This is a genomic window from Arthrobacter humicola, from assembly GCF_039531445.1.
Lineage (GTDB): Bacteria > Actinomycetota > Actinomycetes > Actinomycetales > Micrococcaceae > Arthrobacter > Arthrobacter humicola.
This window is the reverse complement of the sequence record NZ_BAAAQB010000025.1, coordinates 190,612-208,417: the sequence shown is the minus strand read 5'-3', so window position 1 is coordinate 208,417 and position 17,806 is coordinate 190,612. Positions and strand designations below refer to the sequence as shown.

Below are 17,806 nucleotides of genomic sequence, written 5' to 3'. Positions count from 1 at the left end.
GGCTGCTGGTGACCAAGAAGCCGGTGGGCCCGTGCCTGCTGATCACGCCGTGGAACTTCCCGCTGGCCATGGCCACCCGCAAGATCGCCCCGGCCGTCGCCGCCGGCTGCACGATGGTGCTCAAGTCCGCGAATCTGACCCCGCTGACTTCCCAGCTGTTCGCTGCCGTGATGCAGGAGGCCGGCCTGCCCGCCGGTGTCCTGAACGTCATCCCGACCTCCACTGCCGGCGCCACCACGGGTCCGCTGATCAAGGATTCCCGGCTCCGGAAGCTGTCCTTCACCGGCTCCACGGAGGTCGGCCGCCGGCTGCTCGCGGACGCCTCCGAGACGGTCCTGCGGACCTCGATGGAGCTGGGCGGGAACGCCCCGTTCGTTGTGTTCGAGGACGCCGACATCGATGCCGCCGTCGCCGGTGCCATGCTGGCGAAGCTGCGGAACATGGGCGAGGCCTGCACCGCGGCCAACCGGTTCATCGTGCATGAGTCCGTCGCGGACGAGTTCGCGGAGAAGTTCGCCGCGAAGATGGCGGACATGACCACGGCCCGCGGCACCGAGGCCGAGTCCAAGGTCGGCCCGCTCATCGATGCCAAGAGCCGGGACAAGGTCCACGAACTCGTGACCGACGCCGTGAACTCCGGTGCGGTCGCGGTGACCGGCGGCTCCGCCGTCGAGGGCCCGGGCTACTTCTACCAGCCAACCATCCTCAAGGGCGTCACCGAGGGCACCCGGATCCTGTCCGAGGAAATCTTCGGCCCCGTCGCCCCGATCATCACCTTCGACACCGAGGACGAGGCCGTCCGGCTCGCGAACAACACCGAATACGGCCTCGTGGCCTACGTTTTCACCCGGGACCTGAACCGGGGCATTCGGATGGGCGAACGCCTCGAAACCGGCATGCTCGGCCTGAACGCCGGCGTCGTCTCCAACGCCGCAGCCCCGTTCGGCGGCGTCAAGCAGTCCGGCCTGGGCCGCGAAGGCGGCCTCGAGGGCATCGAGGAATACCTCTACACCCAGTACATCGGCATCGCCGACCCCTACGCCGGCTAGGCACAGGGAACAGCCGGGCCGGATCCGCTGACGCGGGACGGCGACGCGGGCCCGATGACGGCGGCAGGCTAGCCGCGACGCACCCGGCGGACGGTATTGCGGATCCTCCCCCAGGATCCCGCGATGCCCCGCCGGGTGCTTTCTGCTGTCCGGGACAGGACCCGGCGGGGCAGCGGGAGGGCCCGCCGCCACCCGGACAGGACTGACGGCGGCAGCCAGTCCGCACGCAGCCGCACCAGGAGCTTCGCGTTGGCCCGCAGCGCGGCCTGCACCAGTGCAATCCTGGCCGCGGCGCCCGCGGGTCCGGCGTTGCCCGCGGATGCGGCGGCGTCCGCAGGTCCGGCGGCTCCGGCCGGGCGGCCGTACCGCTCCCGTTCAAAGTCCTCCGTCAGGGCGGCCGCTGCCCGCTGGCCGGGCGTCTCCGCTCCGCCGGGCTGTCCCAATGCCGCCGAGGCGCGCAGCCGCTCGGAGAAATGCCGCGGCGTCTCGCTGGCTCCCGGCGCCACGCCGTAGTCCGTGGCCAGGTCCCTCAGTTCGGCCCAGGCCGGAACGGCCGTTCCTGCCGGCGCGCCGCCCCTGCCGCGGGCCGCCGTCGTCAGCCTGCGGCGCCGCACCCCGCTGCGCACCAGCCGCGGGGAGGCCGCCAGCAGTGCGAGCAGCAGCAGCGCTCCCAGACCGTAGAGCGCCTGTGCCGGGTGGGCGTCCGCAGGGGTCCGCGCCCCGGCCGCCGGAAGGGGAACAGGGGCCAGGGTGGGGAGCGGCGCCGGCGTGGAACGGTCCCCGGGGGTCAGGGCATCGTTGCGTTCATTGGTGCTGGCGCCGCTGGGCGTGGCGGCCGCCGTGGCGTACGCCGGAACCACGCCGCGGGAGGGCGTCGGCTCAAACGGGACCCAGCCGATGCCCTGGAAGAAGAGCTCCGGCCACGCATGGGCGTCCCGGGAATCGACCTCGTACTCGGGCAGCGGGCCCTGGCCCGCGACGGACACGGAGGCGCCGGTGGAGCGGCCCGGGGCGTAGCCCACGGCGATTCTGCTGGGAATGCCCTCCAGCCTGGCCATCACGGCCATGGCCGAGGCGAAATGAATGCAGTAGCCGCTCTTCTGGGTCAGGAAGTCCGCCAGTACGGACAGGCCGTTGCCGTCGTAGCCGCCCTGCACGGGGGACTGCAGGGAATACGTGAACTGGAGTGAACGCAGGTACGTCTGGATGGCCATGGCGCGCGCATACGGCGTGGCGGCTCCGGCAGTCACGGTATCGGCCGTGGTGCGGACGATTTCCGGAACGTTCGAGGGCTGGCGGAGGAACAGCTCGGGGATCCCGCCGGCCGGCTGTGAGGCCTCTGCCAGTACCCCGGCGGTGAGCTGCGGGCTGACGGAGGTGACCACGTACTGCTGGTCGCGGGAGTTTGTGTCGACCCCCTTGATGCTGAGCGTGGCCGGATCCCAGCTCCAGCGCCCTGTGAGCCCGCTGACCGACTCCGGCGCGTAGGGTGCGGGGAGGTAGGGACTAGTGAACTGGCCGGTGTTGACGGCGGTGACTACGCGAAGCTCCGTTGCGGCGCTCTCAAGCCCGGAGTCAAGCCTGCCGGTACCCAGCTGGCGGGTGGACTCCCGGTCATCCGGTGCCCAGGTGTCGCCGTCGAAGTTATCCACTGTGACCGAGCGCAGGTACGGCGTCGTCGGCGCGTTCGTGGCAAAGGTGATCCGGCCCTCGCCCGAGGGGCTGCGCAGGCTGCTGCCGAGGCTGATCATCGGATTCAGGCCGGTTGCGCTGCCGAACGGGTTCAGCCGCGAGCCCTGCGGAAACGTGCCCTGGTCGAAACCCGGGATGACCGGCTGCAGCAGCAACGTCAGGGTCAGCGCCATGCCGGCCGTGACCGCGCCGCGCCGGATTTGTCCGGGGTCCCGGGCAGTATCGGCGCCGGTGCGGGCATCCGGTGTGAACCAGTGACTGCAACCCAAGATCAGCAGATAGCCGACGGCGGCCCCGAGGAACCCGAGCACGCCCACGCTCTGCGGCTTGACCATGGCCGGCACCACGAGGATGGCCAGGATCCCGAGCCCGCTCGTGGCCGGGAGCGCCAGCGGGAACGCGAGGGCATCCACGAGGATCACCAGCAGCCCGAGCACGGCGCAGATCAGCATGACGATTCCGGCGTTGGGAGCCACCGGCGTGCTCTCGGCGAGCACGGTTTCGCCGGCCCGGCGGAGGAACCTTCCCAGGTAGTCCATGGTCTGGGCGGACGGGATGAACCCGGCAATGCTGTGCTGCCTGAAGAAGGTGAAGGTCAGCACCAGGATGAGCGCCGCCAGGCCGCCGGCAGCCACGAACCACGTCCGCGCGCGCAGTGACCGCAGCGTCGCCATGCTGAAGGCGACGGCAAGGACGGTGGTGAACACCGGGGAGTACCAGGCCCACCCGCGCAGGACGCCGTTGAAGCCGAGGGCGGCACCCGCGACGGCCACCGCGACGGCGGTCCCCATCACCCAGGGTTGGGCGCCGGGTCCGGCCCTGCGGGATGCGCTGCCGGGGGACAGGACCGTCGGTTCTTCTGTGCCGGAGGGGCCGGCGTCGGATCCGCTGCGGCGCTGCGGTGTGAGGGTCATGGCCTGCCCCCCGCGCCGCGGCGGACGTCGGCGGCACCGGCCATGGCCGGGTCCGTCTGGTCGAAGGCCGCCCATGCGTCAGGCAACGATGTCCGGGCCGATACCGCGACGGCCCGCCATCCGCCCAGCCGCAGTGCCTCCAGTGCCCCGGACACTTCGCCGGAGTCGTCTGACTGGTCCGTGACCAGCAGCGCGAAGGCGTTCGCGCCGAACGCTGCCGCCGGGGACAGCGCCCGGGCCTCGGCAGGCGTCAGGCTGCCCAGAACGGCCAGGATCGGACCCCGTAGCCGGTGGGCGGAGAGCTTGTCCAACAGGGCGTCACCGAAGGCCTGTGGCACGGACCCTGAGGGTTCCCCGGTGCGGGCTGCCTCCTGCCCGGGGATGTCGCTGGGCTGCGGGCGGGGGCCGTGGGCGCGGTTGCGGTGCAGGTGGGTGTGGTGCGGGCCGGAGAGTTGGATGGCGGCCAGGCTTTCCGCGATGGACTGCAGTCCGGATGCTCCCGTGTACTCTTCGGCCTCGGGATCGGGAGCGGACGGCGACTGCCGGAAGGCGGGAGCGCCCGCGCTGTCCAGGAACCGCAGGGAGTAGTTGCGGTCGGCGAGGTGCGCGCCGATCGACATTGCCGCTGTGACGGCCCATTCGAAGGCGTCGCAGGTCAGCAGCTCATGGCTGGACCCGTCCCCGCCTCCGGGGTGCCCGGAGTGGGAGCGGCCGGCCGCAGAAAAGCCGCCGTGACCCAATACTCCGTGCGGGTAGGCCGAGAGGCGCTGGTCCAGGATGATGGTCGCCTCGGGGGTCGTGACGGATTCCTCCTGCCGCACCATGAGGGCCCCGTGGCGGGCGGTCGCGGCCCAGTGCACCCGGCGCATCGGATCCCCGTGACGGTATTCGCGGGTCATGACGTCGTCATCGCTCGGATTGGCCCGGACCCGGGTGGCCGTAACGCCGTCGTGTCCGCGGGCACCGGCGAGCCCCGTCGCGGGAAGCTCGACCGCGGCGGGCGTCACGGTGAGGAGGTCGCCGTCGTCGATTGCGTGGCGGTGGACGGACAGGCCGAAGGGGTCGCTGAACTCTGCCGTGACGGGCCCGATCCGGAACTGGCCCCGCTTGGTCGAGCGAAGGTGGTATTCATAGCGGCTGGTGCCCCCGGCCGCCGTGCGGGCGGGGAAGTGGAAGACGGGGGACTCGCCGAACCGGGCCGGCAGGTGTTCCTCCATGATCGCGTGGCCCGCTCCCGGCCCGCTCCGTGCCACGGCCAGACGCACCGTGGCGCGCGCGGACGTCTCGACCGGCGACGGACTGAACTCGCGGTAGACGCGAAACCTCGGCTTCAACACTCGGGTTCCGGCCAGCGACAGGAGCGGCAGGATCAGCAGCAGCACGGCCAGGGCCAGCAAATCCCGGCGCCCCATGATCTGCGCGGCCAGCAGGAAGATCGCACCCGCGCCGAGCAGGCCCCAGCCGCGGGTGCTGAAGATATGTCCCGGGAACCGATCCCTCCACGCCACGGCGGAACCGTTGCCTAGCGCGGATTCGGCTGTTGGGGCGGCGGCGCGGCTGCCATGGCCGAGGCCGTGTTCCGGCCGGGGCGTCCGGTGCCGGTGGCTGCGGCCGTCACCTCCGGGGTGACGGGGATTTTGCCGATGATGGCACGGATGACGCTTTGCGGCGTCTCGCCCGTGCTGGCGGCCTTGCGGTCGAGGATGATCCGGTGGGCGAGCACGGCCTCGGCGACGCTGATGATGTCGTCCGGCAGGACGAAGTCCCGGCCATCGAGTGCGGCCGTGGCCTTTGCCGCGCGCAGGAGCTGCAGCATGGAGCGGGGGCTGGCGCCGAGCCGGAGCAGACCGCTTTCACGCGTGGCCCGTCCCAGGGCCACCGTGTACTCCTTGATGGGCCGGGACACGTAGACCTGCTGCACGGTGGCAATCATGGCGGCCACTTCCGCGGCGGTGACCACCGCCGTCACGCGGGCCAGCGGGGAGGACGCCTGGTGGGTTTCCAGCATCTCCATCTCGGACTCCCGGTCCGGGTAGCCCATCGAGATCCGGGCCATGAATCGATCCCGCTGCGCTTCGGGAAGCGGGTAGGTGCCCTCCATCTCGATGGGGTTCTGCGTCGCCACCACCATGAATGGCTCATCCAGCCGGTAGGACGTGCCGTCCACCGTGACCTGGTGCTCCTCCATGCACTCCAGCAGGGCGGACTGGGTTTTGGCGGAGGCGCGGTTGATTTCGTCCCCGATCACGATGTTCGCGAACACGGCGCCGTGCCGGAATTCGAAGGACCGGGTCGCCTGGTTGTAGATGGATACGCCCGTGACGTCGGACGGAAGCAGGTCCGGAGTGAACTGGATACGGCTGACGGAACAGTCGATGCTGCGGGCCAGGGTCTTGGCCAGCAGGGTCTTGCCGACCCCCGGGACGTCTTCCAGGAGCAGGTGGCCCTGGGCCAGGAGCACCGTGAGCGCCAGCTTTGCCGCTTCGGCCTTGCCGTCGATCACCGTATTGATGGCAGAGAGGATCCGGGTGCTGGCGGAGTGGAAGTCGCCGGCATCCATGGCTGCCTGCACCTGCGGGGAGGAGCGGTGTCCGGCCGGCGCTGCGTCAACGGCGTCGGCATCCACGGCGGGGCGGCCCGGGAAGCTCCGTCCTTCGGGGAGAGCGTCGTCTAGGGAAGTGCGGTGGTAATCCATCGGCAGCCTTTCAGCCCTGGTGGGTCCCGGAACGGACCGGCAACGGCCGCCGGGCCCCGCATTGGGGTTCGCCTGTTTCCTTACGGTGAAATAACAGAGTACTTACAGACTACTAACACAACTGCCGGGCCTGACAGAGAGTTCCGGGTAATTCCGGGCGCCCGTTAGGGTGGAAGAATGCTCAATCCCCTCACCCCCGTCCCGTTCCGGTCGCCCGGAAATGACGGCACCGGACGCAGCGGCTATCCGCCGGCACCGGAACCGCTGCCCGTCCCGGTCATGGACAACCACACCCATCTGGACTTTCCCGACGCGGAGCTGTCCGTGAGCATCACGGACGCCCTCGACGCCGCGGCTGCCGTGGGCGTCCAGGGGGCGGTGCAGGTGGGGTGCGACCTCGAATCGTCACGGTTCACAGTCAAAGCCGTCGAACTCGATGCGCGGCTCCTGGGCGCAGTCGCGCTCCACCCCAACGATGCCCCCGACTACGCCCGCCGCGGCGAACTGGACAGCGCACTGGCCGAAATCGAGGCCCTGGCCGCCCACCCGCGGGTCCGGGCGATTGGTGAGACAGGGCTGGACTTCTTCCGGACCGAGGGGGAGGGCCTGGCCCACCAGCGCTATTCGTTCCGCCGCCACATCGACATCGCCAAACGGCTCGGACTGACGCTGCAGATCCACGACCGCGACGCCCACGACGACGTCGTCCAGGTGCTGCGCGAAGAAGGAGCGCCGGAGCGTGTGGTGTTCCATTGTTTCTCCGGCGACGAGGAGCTCGCCAGGACGTGCAACGCGGAGGGCTGGTACATGTCCTTTGCCGGGACCGTGACCTTCAAAAACGCGTCCAACCTGCGGGCCGCCCTGGCCATCGCGGAGCCGACCCGGATCCTGGTCGAGACGGACGCGCCGTTCCTCACGCCGCACCCGCACCGCGGGCGCCCGAATGCGAGTTACATGGTTCCGTACACGGTTCGGGCGATGGCCGATGTGACTGGATCGGAGCTTTCCGGACTGTGCGCGCAGATCGCCGAAAATTCCCTGCGGGCATACGGATCCTGGGCCTAAAACGGTCACTTTCGGCCTCCGCCGAAGCATACCCGGTATGCACAAATTCTTGGCTGCTTTATAACGCTACGGTTACAGTGGTCAACTATTAGCCGGGGTCGGGGAAGGCCTACGGATAATTTCACTGAAGCAGGGCGTGCATCGTGGCAAACAAACCACATGTGCGCTCTCGTTTTGGGTGAGGCAGTGCACGCATCTTCCGTGACGCTCCGGACCCTGTCCGGAGCCGCCCCTGGCGCGCTCACGGCGGGTGGTCGCGTGCATTTATCCCCGTGCCCGGAAGGTCCAAGAGATTCGGGCAATCGTGGTCAAGTTCTTCACATCGGACGGCAAGATCAGCTTCGTCAAAGTTGGCTCACAGCTCGTAGTGCTGGTGGCACTGGTGCTGGGCCTCGTGGCCTTCGTCGGCAACAACAAGACGATCACACTCAACGTGGACGGCAAGGTTAGCTCCGTCCAGACCTTCGGCGGAACCGTCGCAGAGGTCGTCAAGGGTGCCAAGGTTGAACTGCAGCCAGCCGACCGGGTGTCGCCTTCGGCGGACTCCCACGTGCAGGACGGATCAGTCATCAACGTCAACCTCGCCAAGGCCGTTAAGGTCAGCCTCGACGGCGCCGAACGGACCATCAACACCACATCGCCCACCGTCGAGGGGCTCGTGACCGAACTCGGCGTGGCCAGCGCCTCTCAGGTGTCTGTGCCCAAGGACGCCCAGCTGGCCGTCTCCGGTTCCTTCGTTTCCATCTCGACGCCGAAGACCGTGAGCATCGTCGCGGACGGCAAGGCGGCCAAGACCACCACGACGGAGGCCACCGTGGCCAAGGTGCTCGAGGACGCCGGGCTGTCGCTCGGAGCCAGCGACCGCGTCTCCCAGCCCGGGAACGCGCCGGTGGTCAACGACATGGTCATCAAGGTCTCCCGCGTCGATGTCAGCAAGACGGCCAACACCACCGAGCCTGTCGCATTCGAAACGCTCACCACCGAAAGCGCCGACATGTTCAAGGGTGAGAAGACCGTCACCCAGGCCGGCGTCGCCGGTACCACCACCAAGAGCTTCAAGCTGGTCCTCGTAGACGGCCGCGAAGCCGCCCGGACCCTGGTCTCCGAGACCGTGAGTGCTCAGCCGGTCACCGAGAAGGTCACTGTGGGCACCAAGGAAAAGCCCCAGCCCGCAGCCAACACCGGTGCCGGCGCGCCCGCGATGATGAACCAGGGCATGTGGGACAAGATCGCGCAGTGCGAGTCCGGCGGCAACTGGTCCATCAACACCGGCAACGGCTACTACGGCGGCCTGCAGTTCGACGTCCGGACCTGGCTCGGCGCCGGCGGCGGCGCCTACGCCCCCAACGCCGCTGCGGCCACCAAGGCCCAGCAGATCGACATTGCCAACCGCGTCTACGCGCAGCGCGGCCTTGGCCCCTGGGGCTGCGGCTGGGCCGCCTCCAGCTAAGACGCCAAGCTGGCCGTCCCTGCCAGCACGCCCAGCTGGCTCGTGACTGCCGGCTGATGACCGCCCGCTCCCGCGGCGGCTGACCACGGCCGCGGTGAGACGCACAGGCCGGGTCCGGATCCCTCCGGGCCCGGCCTGTGGCGTGCCGGCGCCGGGATAGGATACCTAGGTGACTGAACCGAGCCCCTCCGCCCCCGAAAGCCTGCCGTCAGCGGCGCCCGCACCGCTGATGGGCGCCTCCGATATCCGCCGGCTGGCTGAGGAAATCGGCGTGCGGCCCACGAAGACCCTGGGCCAGAACTTCGTCATCGACGGCAACACCATCCGGCGCATCGTGGCCGCCGCGGACATCCGGGCCGATGAGACGGTCCTCGAAGTGGGGCCCGGTCTCGGGTCGCTGACCCTGGGCCTGCTGGACGCCGCCCGGACCGTGGTCGCCGTCGAAATCGATCCGGTCCTGGCCGGGCGGCTGCCGGCCACGGTGAACGAGTGGCGGCCGAACGCCGTCGGAAATTTCCACCTGGTCCTGGCTGATGCCATGAGGGTCACGGAACTGCCCGCGGAGCCGACCGCGCTCGTGGCGAATCTTCCCTACAACGTCGCCGTTCCCGTGGTCCTGCACCTCCTGCAGCACTTCCCGAGCCTGCAGCACGGCCTCGTCATGGTCCAGGACGAGGTCGCCGACCGCCTTGCGGCGGGGCCCGGTTCCAAGACTTACGGCGTACCCTCGGTCAAGGCCGCCTGGTACAGCAGCATGCGCAAGGCCGGCGTGATCGGCATGAACGTCTTCTGGCCCGCCCCCAAGATCCATTCCGGGCTGGTTGCTTTCACGCGCCGCGAACCCCCTGTCACGACTGCCACGAGGGAACAGGTCTTCGCCGTGATCGACGCCGCCTTCGCGCAGCGGCGCAAGACGCTGCGGGCGGCACTGGCCGGCTGGGCCGGCAGCGCCGCCGAGGCCGAACGCTGCCTGCGGGCCGCCGGCGTCGACCCCTCCGCCCGCGGTGAAGTGATCGATATTGCGGCGTTCGCGAGGATCGCCGAAGCCCACGCGCAGCCGGAGTCCTGAGTTCCCGCTGAGTTCCTTTGGAGTCCTTTGTGAATCCTTTGTGAGTCGTTTGTGAGTCTCAGGGGAGCCGTCCCGTGCTTGGAGCCGGGGCCGGGATGCCATAGCGTGGAGCCATGAACGCAGTGAGAGGGCGCTTTGCCGCGAGGACTGTCCGGGTCAAGGCTCCAGGCAAGGTCAATGTCTCACTGGACGTCGGACCCCTGCGGCCGGACGGCTACCACTCGGTGGCCAGCGTCTACCTGGCCGTTTCGCTCTACGAGGAAGTGGCCGCCACCAGCACCGATACCGGCGGGATCACCGTCAGCATAAGCGACGCCAGCACCCTGGACCTGGATGGCGTGGACATCCCGCTGGATCACCGCAACCTGGCTTACAAGGCGGCAGCGATCATGGCCGATGTCTCCGAGCACGCCACCGGGGTCCACCTGGAGATCACCAAACGCGTGCCCGTGGCCGGCGGCATGGGCGGCGGGTCCGCCGACGCCGCGGCCACGCTGCTGGCCTGCGACGCGTTGTGGAACAGCGGGCTGTCCCGCGATGAGCTGGCCCACCTGGCCGCCGAACTCGGCGCCGACGTCCCGTTCTCGCTCCTGGGCGGCACCGCCGTCGGGTTGGGACTGGGCGACGACCTCTCACCGGCCCTCGTCAAGGCCCAGACCGACTGGGTCCTGGTCGCGGCCGACTTCGGCCTGTCCACCCCGGAGGTCTACCGGACCCTGGACCGGCTGCGCTCGGCGGAGGGCGTCACGGTGGAGGAGCCGGTCGCCGTCGACCCCGGCGTCCTCACAGCCCTGCGCAGCGGCGACGCCGACGCCCTGAGCCGCGTCCTGGTCAACGATCTCCAGCGCGCCTCGATCGAACTGGCTCCGGGCCTGCGCGACACATTGGGGCGGGGCGAGGCATGCGGCGCGATCGCGGGAATCGTCTCGGGCTCCGGACCCACCGTCGCCTTTCTCGCGCACAGCCCCGCCGCCGCGGCCGGGCTCGCCGAGGACCTGCGCCACCATGGCCTGGATGCGATGGCGGTCCACGGCCCGGTGCACGGCGCCCGCATCATCTCCGATACGCTCCTTTAGGAGCTTTTGACGCACGGCATCTCTTGACTTCACCGCAACACTTCACCGATTCACCTAAGAAAGCAGTTCCCAGTGGCACACCTGCTCGGCGGCGAGAACCTCACGGTCTCGTATGCAACCCGCACCGTCCTCGACGGCGTAACCCTAGGCCTGGAAGAGGGCGACCGGATCGGCATGGTGGGCCGCAACGGCGACGGCAAGTCGACGCTCATGCGCCTGCTGGCCATGCGCGCCACCCCGGATTCGGGCCGGGTGACCAAGCGCAGTGAAGTCAATATCGGCTACCTGGACCAGAGTGACGTCCTCGACGGCGACCTCACCGTCGGTGCGGCAATTGTCGGCGACAAGGCCGACTACGAATGGGCCCGCAATCCGCAGATCCGCGAGGTGATGGGCGGACTCGTGTCCGACGTCGACTGGCACGCCAACGTGCATGCTCTCTCCGGCGGGCAGAAGCGGCGGGTGGCCCTGGCCAAGCTGCTGATCGAGGACCACGACGTCATCATGCTCGACGAGCCCACCAACCATCTCGACGTCGAAGGGGTCGCCTGGTTGTCCCGGCACCTGAAGACCCGCTGGCGGCCCAACCAGGGCGCCTTCCTCGTGGTCACCCACGACCGCTGGTTCCTCGACGAAGTGTGCAACAAGACCTGGGAAATCCACGACGGCATCATGGATCCGTTCGAGGGCGGCTACGCCGCGTACGTCCTGGCCCGGGCCGAACGCGACCGCTCCGCCTCCGTGATGGAAGGCAAACGCCAGCAGCTGGTCAAGAAGGAACTCGCCTGGCTGCGCCGCGGCGCCCCGGCCCGCACCGCCAAGCCCAAGTTCCGGATCGAGGCCGCCAACGCCCTGATCGCCGACGTCCCCGAACCGCGCGACTCGATGGCGCTGAGCAAGATGGCCACCGCCCGGCTCGGCAAGGACGTCCTGGACCTGGAAAACGTGTCTCTCGACTTCCTCGGCGGCGAACCCGGGCAGAAGCTCTTCGACAACATCACCCTGCGCCTCGCTCCCGGCGAGCGGCTGGGCCTGGTGGGCGTCAACGGCGCCGGCAAAACCACACTGCTTAAACTGCTCAATGGCGAAATTCAGCCCACCTCGGGCAAGGTCAAGCGCGGCAAGACCGTGGTCACCGCCGTCCTGACCCAGGAGGTCAAGGAGCTCGACGACGTCGCCGACCTGCGCGTCATCGAAGTGATCGAGCGGGAGAAGCGCTCCTTCAACGTCGGCGGCAAGGAGTTCACCGCCGGCCAGCTCGTCGAGCAGCTCGGTTTCACGAACCAGAAGCAGTGGACCCCGGTCAAGGACCTCTCCGGTGGCGAACGCCGGCGTCTGCAGCTCCTCCGGCTCCTCGTGGGCGAACCCAATGTGCTCATGCTTGACGAACCCACCAACGACCTCGACACCGACACCCTGGCCGCCGTCGAAGACGTCCTGGACGGCTGGCCCGGCACCCTTGTGGTGGTCAGCCACGACCGCTACCTGCTCGAACGCGTCACGGACCACCAGATGGCGCTCCTGGGCGACGGCAAGATCCGCGCCCTGCCGCGCGGCGTGGACCAGTACCTCGAGCTGCGCGAGTCGGCGCTGGCCGGCTCCACCATCACCGGCGGCGGGAACCCCGTCACGGCCGCCGGCGGGGGCTCCGGTGCGGGCTCCGCGCCGGCTGCCGGTGGCGCCTCCGAAGCGGAGAAGCGCGATGCCCGCAAGGCCAAGAACCGGATCGACCGGCAGCTGGGCAAGCTCAAGCAGCAGGAAGACAAGATCCACGCCCAGATGACGGCCGGGGCCGGGGACGCCAGCAAGTTCGATGAGCTTGCCGAGCTCAACAAGAAACTCCAGGAGCTGGCCGGCGAACGCGAAGCCCTCGAACACGAATGGCTCGAAGCCCTCGAGGTGCTGGGGGAGTAGTCTCGGACGGCCCGGGGGGACATGCCCAGTGTGTTGGTGCTCAGCGGGTTCCGGCACGGCTGGACATGTCCCTCGGGTCACGACAAACCCTGAGGACATGCCCCGTGGCGCAGGCCAGGGATGAACATGCTCTCCGGTGCGCTCAGAGCCCTCGGGACATGCCCCGTGGTCCAGGCCAAGGCTGGGCATGTTCTCTCGTGTGCTCGGAACCCTCGGGACATGCCCCGTGGTCCAGGCCAAGGCTGGGCATGTTCTCTCGTGTGCTCGGAACCCTCAGGACATGCCCGTTGCTGTCGGCCAGGACTGGACATGTTCCCCGGTGTGCTCGGAACCCTCAGGACATGCCCCTTGGTGTCAGTCAGGGATGGACATGTTCCCCGGTGTGCTCCGAACTCTCAGGAGATGCCCCTTGGGGTAAGCAAGGAATGGACATATTGGCCTCATGTCCACTCCTCGGGGCCGGCGGAGGGCATGTCCCAAGGAGCATTCGAGGGCATCGGCGCATTTCCCGTGAAATGCTCAGTTGTTTCGCAGCCAGCTTGAATTGGCCATATCGCTACATCCTGGGCACGCGGCTGGATAGGTCCCTTGTGACGGCCCGGTGTGAAGGCCACGGCCGGATGTGTTCCCCGGTGCGCTCATGACAGTCACGACATGTCCCGCGGTGCAGGCCAAGGCTGGACATGTTCCCCGGTGCGCGTTCAACCGTCAGGACATGCCCCTTGCTGCAGGCCAGAAATGGATATATTGACCTCATGTCCACTCCTCGGGGCCGAGGGAGGGCATGTCCAGTGGAGTGGTCGATGGCCTGCTGCCAGCCGGGTGGGCAAGACCTTGGGTCCTGCCCGGACTGAACATGTCCCGCGGAGCGCTGAGAACCCGCAGGGAAATGCTCCGTGGTGTAGGCCAAGGATGGACATGCTGGTGTTATGTCCATCTCTCCGGGCCGGGACTGGACATGTCCCGTGGGGCGCTGAGAACCCGCAGGACATGCTCCGTGGTGTAGGCCAAGGATGGACATGCTGGTGTTATGTCCATTTCTCCGGGCCGGGACTGGACATGTCCCGTGGGGCGCTGAGAATCCGCAGGATATGCTCCGTGGTGTAGGCCAAGGATGGGCATGCTGGTGTTATGTCCATTTCTCCGGGCCGGGACTGGACATGTCCCGTGGGGCGCTGAGAACCCGCAGGACATGCTCCTTGGTGCGGGCCAAGGATGGACATGCTGGTGTTATGTCCATTTCTCGGGGCCAGGGCTGGGCATGTCCCGTGGCGGCCAGCGAGCAGGGGGCGATCCCGGACCTCAATCCAGCGCCGGACCTCACTCCACCCCGAGCCCTCACTCCTGGCTTCGGAGCTCAGGGTCCTTCTGCAGCCCGGTGAGCCCGTTCCAGGCCAGGTTTACCAGGTGCGCGGCGACTTCGCGTTTGTCCGGCGTGCGGCTGTCCTGCCACCACTGTCCGGTCATCGCGACCATTCCCACGAGCATCTGCGCATACATGGCCCCGTCCGCCGGGCTGAAACCGCGGCGGGCGAGTTCGTCCTCGAGGATGTGCTCCACGCGGGCCGTCACATGCGATAGCAGCGTGAAGAAGGCACCCTCCGGCTGGGACGGCGGGGCGTCGCGCATGAGGATCCGGAAGCCGTCCGTCCGGTCCTCGATGTAGGTCAGCAGGGCCAGGGCCGCCCGCTCCACGAGGACGCGCGGCTTGGCGTCCTCGGACAGGGCATCGTTGACCGAGGTCAGCAGGATGTGGAACTCGCAGTCCACCACCTGTGTGTAGAGGCCTTCCTTGGAGCCGAAGTGCTCGTAGATCACCGGCTTGGAGACGCCCGCGGTGGCTGCGATTTCCTCGATGGTGGTGCCGTCCAGGCCGCGGAGTGCGAAAAGGCCCCGGCCGATGCCGATCAGCTGCGTGCGGCGCTGCGGGCCCGTCATACGGGGGCGGGGAACGTAGCCGGGGGCGCGGACAGGCCTGCCGCTGCCGCCGTCCGCCCCGCCGGCTGGGCCTGCACTCTTGCTCACAGCACCATCATGCCCTACCGCGAGCCCGTACCAGCCCGCAGGACCGCCCGTGCTTCGGACCCTGAGTCGCACGAGCATCAACCTTCGTGGCAGAATTGGTTCTCGTGCCACAGGTCAAGCCCGGGCACGGTCCGCTCTGGTGTAATGGCAGCACCCCGGCCTTTGGAGCCGTGGAGTATAGGTTCGAGTCCTATGGGCGGAACTGGCGAGACACACTGCGCAACCAAGCAAGGAGAGCCAACACGTGAGCCCCGAGAACACTGGCCCAGCCGCCGTGATCGTCCTAGCTGCAGGGGCCGGTACCCGGATGAAGTCCCGTACGCCGAAGATTCTCCATGAGATCGGCGGCCGCTCGCTGGTGGGCCACGCCCTCAACGCCGCCCGCAGTGTCCACCCGCGCGACTTGGCCCTCGTGGTCCGTCATGAACGCGACCTCGTGGCCGCCCACGTCGCAGCCCTCGACCCGGACGCCCTGATCGTGGACCAGGACGACGTCCCCGGCACAGGCCGTGCGGTCGAAGCCGCGCTGGAAGCCCTCGATGCCCTTCACCCCCAGGGACCGCTCAGCGGAACCGTGGTTGTGACCTACGGCGATGTCCCGTTGCTCACCGGCGGCTTGCTCGCCGAACTCGTCGCCACCCACGAATCCGAGGGCAATGCCGTCACGGTCCTCACGGCCGTCCTCGATGACGCCACCGGCTACGGACGGATCCTCCGGGCAGCGGACGGAACCGTCACTGGCATCCGCGAGCACAAGGACGCCACCGAGGCCGAACGCGGAATCCGCGAAATCAACTCCGGCATCTACGCCTTTGACGCCGCCGTGCTGCGCGACGCGCTGGTCCACGTCACCACCGACAACGCCCAGGGCGAGAAGTACCTCACCGACGTCCTGGCCCTGGCCCGCGCCGCAGGCGGCCGCGTCGCCGCCGTCGTCACCGAAGACCGCTGGCAGGTCGAAGGCGCCAACGACCGCGTCCAGCTCTCCGCCCTCGGCGCCGAACACAACCGCCGCACCGTCGAGGCCTGGATGCGAGCCGGCGTGACGGTCGTCGATCCCGCCACCACCTGGATCGACTCCACCGTGACGCTCGACGAGGACGTCCGCCTCCTGCCCAACACCCAGCTGCACGGTGCCACCACGGTGGCGCGCGACGCCGTCGTCGGCCCCGACACGACCCTCACCGATGTCTTGGTGGGGGAGGGCGCCACGGTGATCCGCACCCACGGCTCCGGCTCCACGATCGGTGCACGCGCCAGCGTCGGCCCCTTCACCTACCTGCGCCCCGGCACCGTCCTGGGCGAAACCGGCAAGATCGGCGCGTTCTATGAGACCAAGAACGTCACGATCGGCCGCGGCTCGAAGCTGTCGCACCTCGGCTACGCCGGAGACGCGGAAATCGGCGAGGACACCAACATCGGCTGCGGCAACATCACCGCCAACTACGACGGCGAGAAGAAGCACCGTACGGTGATCGGCTCCGGCGTCCGGACCGGCTCCAACACGGTCTTCGTCGCTCCGGTCCGGGTGGGCGACGGCGCCTACAGCGGCGCTGGCGCGATCATCCGCCAGGACGTCCCGGCCGGGGCCCTTGCCCTCTCCATCGCCAGGCAGCGGAATTCGGAAGGCTGGGTTGCGGCCAACCGCCCCGGGTCCGTTTCCGCCGCCCTGGCCAAGTCCGCCGCCGCGGTCGAAACAGCCGCCGCGGGCGCCGCCCCAACTTCCTCCACTACTCCGGCACCGACAGAAGAGGGCTAGCAATCATGAGCGAAATTACGGCACACGGCGAAAAGAAGCTGGTGCTGGCCGCGGGGCGCGCGCACCCTGAGCTGGCGAAAGAGATCGCCAAGGAGCTGGGCACCGAGCTGCTGCCGCTGGACGCCTACGACTTCGCCAACGGCGAGATCTATGTGCGCGCCGGCGAAAGTGTCCGCGGCACCGACGCCTTCGTGATCCAGGCCCACCCCGCCCCGCTGAACAACTGGCTCATGGAACAGCTGATCATGATCGATTCGCTCAAGCGGGCCTCCGCCAAGCGCATCACGGTCGTGTCCCCGTTCTACCCCTACGCCCGGCAGGACAAGAAGGGCCGCGGCCGCGAGCCCATCTCGGCACGCCTCGTTGCCGATCTGTACAAGACCGCCGGCGCCGACCGCATCATGAGCGTGGACCTGCACACCTCGCAGATCCAGGGCTTCTTCGACGGCCCCGTGGACCACCTCATGGCCATTCCTCTCCTGGCCGACTACATCCGCACCCGCGTCGGCTCGGACAAGGTTACGGTCGTCTCCCCGGACACCGGCCGCGTCCGCGTTGCCGAGCAGTGGGCCGAGCGCCTCGGCGGCGCGCCGCTGGCCTTCGTGCACAAGAGCCGTGACCTCACCGTGCCCAACCAGGCAGTCTCCAAGACTGTCGTGGGCCAGATCGAAGGCCGCACCTGCGTCCTGATCGATGACATGATCGATACCGGCGGAACCATCTCCGGCGCCGTCCAGGTGCTCAAGAACGCCGGCGCCAAGGATGTCATCATCGCCGCGACCCACGCCGTGTTCTCCGACCCGGCAGCCCGCCGGCTGTCCGAGTCCGGCGCCCGCGAGGTGGTGGTCACCAACACGCTGCCGATCACCGCGGACAAGCGCTTCCCGCAGTTGACAGTGCTGTCGATCGCGCCGCTGATCGCGCGCGCCATCCGCGAAGTGTTCGACGACGGCTCCGTCACCAGCCTGTTCGACGGACAGGCCTAAGCCGGCCGGCGGCGGGCCCGGTTTCTGAAACCGGGCCAGCCGCTGGTAGCCTTGTACCGAAACCTTGGCGAGGGAGAGCGCCGGTCAACCGTATACACGGAGAGCCGGAGTG

Annotated in this window: 12 protein-coding genes and 1 tRNA gene; 9 read left to right on the top strand and 4 right to left on the bottom strand. The window is 68.7% G+C overall.

Annotated elements, in window-relative coordinates; genetic code table 11:
• Positions 1–1,049: aldehyde dehydrogenase family protein (locus ABD243_RS08155; RefSeq protein WP_344364116.1), on the top strand; the 1,049-nt coding region annotated here is incomplete at its 5' end.
• 68 nt (positions 1,050–1,117) lie between these two features.
• On the opposite strand, the gene ABD243_RS08150 is transcribed toward ABD243_RS08155, so the two are convergent.
• Genes ABD243_RS08150 through ABD243_RS08140 form a run of 3 tightly spaced genes read right to left on the bottom strand, consistent with a single transcriptional unit; the run spans position 1,118 to position 6,350 of the window.
• Entirely contained in the window at positions 1,118–3,655 is a 2,538-nt protein-coding gene (locus ABD243_RS08150; protein WP_344364114.1) for a transglutaminase TgpA family protein, read from the bottom strand.
• Positions 3,652–5,163 (bottom strand): DUF58 domain-containing protein, encoded by a 1,512-nt coding sequence (locus tag ABD243_RS08145; protein WP_344364111.1) that lies wholly within the window; start codon positions 5,161–5,163, stop codon positions 3,652–3,654. Before ABD243_RS08145 ends, ABD243_RS08150 begins: the two co-directional genes overlap by 4 nt.
• Before the next feature lie 14 nt (positions 5,164–5,177).
• Positions 5,178–6,350: an AAA family ATPase gene (locus ABD243_RS08140; protein ID WP_344364109.1), complete on the bottom strand. Its 1,173-nt coding sequence runs from the start codon at positions 6,348–6,350 to the stop codon at positions 5,178–5,180.
• Between the two features lie 177 nt (positions 6,351–6,527).
• Between ABD243_RS08140 and ABD243_RS08135 the strand changes: the two genes are divergently transcribed.
• The 5 genes from ABD243_RS08135 to ABD243_RS08115 all read left to right on the top strand — a co-directional run bounded on the left by ABD243_RS08135 (position 6,528) and on the right by ABD243_RS08115 (position 12,924).
• The gene (locus ABD243_RS08135; RefSeq protein WP_116766035.1) at positions 6,528–7,415 is read left to right on the top strand and encodes a TatD family hydrolase; all 888 of its coding nucleotides are present in this window, start codon (positions 6,528–6,530) and stop codon (positions 7,413–7,415) included.
• A 304-nt stretch (positions 7,416–7,719) separates the two neighbouring features.
• Complete coding sequence (locus ABD243_RS08130) at positions 7,720–8,865, top strand: resuscitation-promoting factor (RefSeq protein ID WP_116766036.1); 1,146 nt, start codon at positions 7,720–7,722, stop codon at positions 8,863–8,865.
• 229 nt (positions 8,866–9,094) lie between these two features.
• Entirely contained in the window at positions 9,095–9,934 is an 840-nt protein-coding gene (gene rsmA / locus ABD243_RS08125; protein ID WP_344364398.1) for a 16S rRNA (adenine(1518)-N(6)/adenine(1519)-N(6))-dimethyltransferase RsmA, read from the top strand.
• Between the two features lie 113 nt (positions 9,935–10,047).
• On the top strand, positions 10,048–11,010 hold the full coding sequence (locus ABD243_RS08120) for a 4-(cytidine 5'-diphospho)-2-C-methyl-D-erythritol kinase (protein WP_116766038.1): 963 nt from the start codon (positions 10,048–10,050) through the stop codon (positions 11,008–11,010).
• Between the two features lie 72 nt (positions 11,011–11,082).
• On the top strand, positions 11,083–12,924 hold the full coding sequence (locus ABD243_RS08115) for an ABC-F family ATP-binding cassette domain-containing protein (protein ID WP_344364105.1): 1,842 nt from the start codon (positions 11,083–11,085) through the stop codon (positions 12,922–12,924).
• 1,338 nt (positions 12,925–14,262) lie between these two features.
• Here the strand turns inward: ABD243_RS08115 and ABD243_RS08110 are convergent.
• Positions 14,263–14,862, bottom strand: a complete 600-nt coding sequence (locus ABD243_RS08110; protein ID WP_344364396.1) for a TetR/AcrR family transcriptional regulator — start codon at positions 14,860–14,862, stop codon at positions 14,263–14,265.
• A gap of 217 nt (positions 14,863–15,079) precedes the next feature.
• On the opposite strand from ABD243_RS08110, the gene ABD243_RS08105 reads away from it, so the two are divergent.
• The 3 genes from ABD243_RS08105 (at position 15,080) to ABD243_RS08095 (ending at position 17,694) form a co-directional block, all read left to right on the top strand.
• Positions 15,080–15,151: transfer RNA gene (locus ABD243_RS08105), tRNA-Gln, on the top strand.
• A 42-nt stretch (positions 15,152–15,193) separates the two neighbouring features.
• Positions 15,194–16,708, top strand: coding sequence for a bifunctional UDP-N-acetylglucosamine diphosphorylase/glucosamine-1-phosphate N-acetyltransferase GlmU (gene glmU / locus ABD243_RS08100; protein WP_344364104.1), 1,515 nt, complete (start codon positions 15,194–15,196; stop codon positions 16,706–16,708).
• A gap of 5 nt (positions 16,709–16,713) precedes the next feature.
• Positions 16,714–17,694 (top strand): ribose-phosphate diphosphokinase, encoded by a 981-nt coding sequence (locus tag ABD243_RS08095; protein WP_018774662.1) that lies wholly within the window; start codon positions 16,714–16,716, stop codon positions 17,692–17,694.
• Positions 17,695–17,806 lie beyond the last annotated feature (112 nt).

Coding starts and splice junctions, on each gene's coding strand:
- ABD243_RS08150 (WP_344364114.1), bottom strand. CDS start 3,655: ATGACCCTCACACCGCAGCGCCGCAGCGGATCCGACGCCGGCCCCTCC.
- ABD243_RS08120 (WP_116766038.1), top strand. CDS start 10,048: ATGAACGCAGTGAGAGGGCGCTTTGCCGCGAGGACTGTCCGGGTCAAG.
- ABD243_RS08110 (WP_344364396.1), bottom strand. CDS start 14,862: ATGACGGGCCCGCAGCGCCGCACGCAGCTGATCGGCATCGGCCGGGGC.
- rsmA (WP_344364398.1), top strand. CDS start 9,095: ATGGGCGCCTCCGATATCCGCCGGCTGGCTGAGGAAATCGGCGTGCGG.
- ABD243_RS08140 (WP_344364109.1), bottom strand. CDS start 6,350: ATGGATTACCACCGCACTTCCCTAGACGACGCTCTCCCCGAAGGACGG.
- ABD243_RS08135 (WP_116766035.1), top strand. CDS start 6,528: ATGCTCAATCCCCTCACCCCCGTCCCGTTCCGGTCGCCCGGAAATGAC.
- ABD243_RS08095 (WP_018774662.1), top strand. CDS start 16,714: ATGAGCGAAATTACGGCACACGGCGAAAAGAAGCTGGTGCTGGCCGCG.